The sequence below is a fragment of the Bradyrhizobium erythrophlei genome (assembly GCF_042430365.1).
GTDB classification, from domain to species: Bacteria; Pseudomonadota; Alphaproteobacteria; order Rhizobiales; family Xanthobacteraceae; genus Bradyrhizobium; species Bradyrhizobium erythrophlei.
In genome coordinates, this window is sequence record NZ_JBHMET010000064.1 from 1 (window position 1) to 2888 (window position 2888).

At 57.4% G+C, this 2888-nt stretch carries 2 protein-coding genes and 1 tRNA gene; 2 read left to right on the plus strand and 1 reads right to left on the minus strand.

The window, feature by feature from the left end; all coding sequences use genetic code 11:
* The first annotated feature begins 315 nt into the window (after nucleotides 1-315).
* Both ACFFWD_RS11520 and ACFFWD_RS11525 read left to right on the plus strand, forming a co-directional pair.
* Nucleotides 316-389, plus strand: a tRNA-Gly gene (locus ACFFWD_RS11520).
* A 388-nt stretch (nucleotides 390-777) separates the two neighbouring features.
* Entirely contained in the window at nucleotides 778-1335 is a 558-nt protein-coding gene (locus tag ACFFWD_RS11525; RefSeq protein ID WP_376965029.1) for a DnaJ domain-containing protein, read from the plus strand.
* An 898-nt stretch (nucleotides 1336-2233) separates the two neighbouring features.
* On the opposite strand, the gene ACFFWD_RS11530 is transcribed toward ACFFWD_RS11525, so the two are convergent.
* Nucleotides 2234-2449, minus strand: coding sequence for a hypothetical protein (locus tag ACFFWD_RS11530; protein WP_376965031.1), 216 nt, complete (start codon nucleotides 2447-2449; stop codon nucleotides 2234-2236).
* Nucleotides 2450-2888: the final 439 nt, after the last annotated feature.

Below are 2888 nucleotides of genomic sequence, written 5' to 3' on the forward strand. Positions count from 1 at the left end.
TGGGTTTTTCAGCAGACTGCTAGAGCGTTTTCAAGCGAAGTGGACACCGGTTCGCGTGAAAAAAACGCGTCACACCCAAGCCAAGACGGTCGGCCTGACGCCGTCGAATGGCTTCCTGGCGCTCTCTTTGGGGAGGGTTGCCGCTTAAGCCGCACGGAGTGAGATAGCGCGTCCCGCCGCTCTCGTGTTTCAAATGTCTGACCATTCCATGCAATGTACGCTTGATCCTTTGCCACGGCGCGGGCTATGGTCTGGACGTCGTCTCGCTGGCTCATGTTGGCGCAGTTCTGAGAGTCGACCTAAGCGATTGAGATCGCGGGCGTAGTTCAATGGTAGAACGGCAGCTTCCCAAGCTGCATACGAGGGTTCGATTCCCTTCGCCCGCTCCAGCGCAGCTACCGGCGCTGGTCGGCAGACCATTCGATGTCCACCTTTTTTCAGGCTCAGCTCTTGCGCCAGCATTAAGGCTGTTTCAGTTTGTTGCGTTAGGGCGCAATTTTGGACGAGCATTTCAAGCAACAGCGCATCAATATGGTGCGCGATCTGGCCGCAAGAGCCGATCCCTGTATCACGCGACGTTCTTCGGCCCTTGCAGTACGATACAGGGCCGCCGATCGTCGCGATACTTCCGTGATGGCAGTTGTGCTTCAGATCACGAGCGACCGGGTCATGGGGCGATAGCGTTGTCCAAATCGCGCGGCCGGCGGCGCGAGTTTCCGGACGGACCTGCCGGACGGGCGACCGCTCGTCAGCATGAATCCCTTGGGGGCGAACACGATGGCTGCATCCGAGTTCATCGACTATTACGAAATTCTGGAAATCAGCCCGAACGCCAATCGCGACACTGTCGAGCGAATGTTTCGCTATTTTGCCCAACGCTACCACCCCGACAATAAGCAGACCGGCGATCGTGACCGCTTCGATGTGATCATGGAAGCTCATCAAACGCTCGGTGATCCGGCCAGTCGCGCGCAATATGATGTCGAGCACAGGAATCAAGCGAGTGCGCGATCCAAACTGGTCGAGGAGTTTCGTGACGGCAAGGGCATCGCGCTTGGTGTCGAGATGCAAAACAAGCTGCTGTCGCTTCTATATCTGAAATGCCGACAAAACGTGCGCGAGCCCGGTATCGGTGATGCCGAACTCGAGCGCCTGTTGGGCTGTCCGGCCGAGCATCTGGAATTTCATCTTTGGTATCTGAAGGGAAAAGGCTGGATAAGAAAGACGGAGGACGGCACGTTCGCGATCACCGTGGAAGGTGTCGATCGCGCCAATGCCAAGCAATATCGTGATACTGCGAACGGTTTGCTGACCGACCAGAGGCAGGTTGACTAGCCGCCGTTTCGTTGCGTTTCGCGCGATCAAGGCAACGCATGGCTTGAGCGCGTAAAGCGGTTCAATGGTAGAACGGCAGCTTCGTCCGCGCGTTCCCTTGCCCAGCTTTGATACGGCTCGTGCGGCATCAAGCGAAACTATGCCGCGAAGGCACCGCGCTCTGATCGGCTCGATCAACGACAATGCAGATAGTTGCAGCAGACGCGATGCTCCCTCCTCTCTCAGTACATGGGCGGATCGGCGGACCTTTGCGGCGAGCTTTCCAGCTAGACTCTTCTTGACGGGTATTCCCAGATCAGGCGTCAAGGTCTGCATGATCGATACTCCGTTACAGTTGGGTGAACCTCAGCGTCACATGCGCTGGTCGCCAGGCGTCGCGATGTGCGGTTGCTAGCCATTATTCGCCTGCAGGATTGTTGCGAGACAACTCAGCGACTCCTCCCGAAACGGATCACAGCCTGATCAACCGCACATCGCCGCGTCGAAGGCGAAGTGACTTCCGGCTCAGCGTTAAACGACGCGTCGAGAGCGTGGCGGTATGGTTCGCGGGAAGCCTCATCGCGACTGTCCGCACGGCCTTGTCCTCGGGAACCGCCGCTACCCAAAGTGACTTGCGCCCGCTGGGCGTGACGACCTCGACGATCGGCAGTTGGAAAACCTGCATTGAAAGCGCACCATAGGGTTCGTGTGTGGGCAACTCGCAAACCGAATTGGAAAAAGCTACGTGAAGGTCATGTCACCGACGGCGGCCGGTTTCCCCGCTTGAACGTCATGACGGTCCGGGATCGGGCCGACGACAAGCAACGGCAATATGAGATCGCGAGCAATTCAGCTCTGCTCGGATAGCCGGTGAAATTCAGGCGCCGGACAACGAGGTGCGCCACCGCAGAGGTCGGCGCTAGCCGGCTTGCGCTATCTGGCTGACGATCTCCGCAGCACTCCGCGGGCGATCGGCATCGCCAGGGGTGTTGCGCACTTCGTATTCAAACGCTAAGCCCCCGGGGTCGTTCTGCTCCAACCAGGCTTCCGCCGCCTCTATGGACGCAAAGACCTTCGCGTGATTTTCGTCGGCAACATCCCGGTTGAAGTCAAAACAAATCCAGACAGCTTTCATGGCTCGACCCTGTATGTTTTGGTGAACCTAAATTCCGCGCAGCATGAACAACGTGCATTGCTGTCGTATGAGGCCGGACCATCCACCGCGCGAAAGGAGCGGCCTGCTTGCCACTTGCAATGTCCCTGCTCAATCGCTTGCAACAGGGCTGCGGCCAAGCGCGAAGATTAAAGCAAGCCAATTTTACAGACACATGACGCAAGACGACGCGTGGTATGCATCCTCGGGTTCTGCTCAATGATTGAGCGCGGAACCCCCTGGACATGACGAAACGTGGCTGATCGCATTTCCGGAACTTCCGTGCTGTTCGAGAGAGTGATCCTCGATGGTTGGTCCACACGTCGAACGGCAAGCACCTGCGACAGGAGGTTCTCAAAAAGCTCTAGCAGTCTGCTGAAAAACCTCTCGCCGTAGCGAGAATTTGCTGATTCAATTTTTT

What these genes read in the sequence shown, in the direction of transcription:
- ACFFWD_RS11525 (WP_376965029.1), top strand. Translation starts at nt 778, where the DNA reads ATGGCTGCATCCGAGTTCATCGACTATTACGAAATTCTGGAAATCAGC.
- ACFFWD_RS11530 (WP_376965031.1), bottom strand. Translation starts at nt 2,449, where the DNA reads ATGAAAGCTGTCTGGATTTGTTTTGACTTCAACCGGGATGTTGCCGAC.